Raw genomic sequence first — 512 nt, forward strand, 5'->3', positions numbered from 1 at the left:
AGGCGATTGTGGCCGAAATTCAGGCCATCCTAGCCAACCCGCAGTTCGAGCATCGCACGCTGGGCGTGGTCACGCTGCTCGGGCCAGAGCAAGGCAAGGTCATCGACACGCTCGTGCGCGAACGTTGTGACGCGGCTGAACTGCACCGGCGTAAGTTCGCCTGCGGCGATGCCCGGACATTCCAGGGTGCTGAGCGCCACATCATTTTCCTGTCGCTTGTCATCGACTCGTCCGGCACGCGAGCACTTTCGGACCAGTCGTCAGAGCAGCGGTTCAACGTCGCTGCGAGTCGCGCGCAGGACCGCATGTATCTCGTGCGTTCCGTGAAGCTCTCGGAGCTGTCTGCATCAGGGAAAGACCTGCGCGCAGGCCTGTTACAGCATTTCTCGATGCCAATCGACCAGCACGGCAATGGCGAGGAGGAAAAAAACCTCATCGACCTATGCGAGTCGGGCTTTGAGCGGCAGGTGTACACGGAGCTGGTGAACCGGGGTTACCGTGTCATTCCACAG

At 60.7% G+C, this 512-nt stretch carries 1 protein-coding gene; it reads left to right on the plus strand.

Features of this window, described 5'->3' with window-relative positions; all coding sequences use genetic code 11:
* Positions 1-512 (plus strand): AAA domain-containing protein (locus HWX25_RS32930; RefSeq protein ID WP_244138840.1); only part of this gene is annotated, 512 nt, incomplete at both ends.

Origin of the sequence: Burkholderia sp. BCC1640, assembly GCF_902833125.1 — a bacterium.
Classification (GTDB): domain Bacteria; phylum Pseudomonadota; class Gammaproteobacteria; order Burkholderiales; family Burkholderiaceae; genus Burkholderia; species Burkholderia diffusa.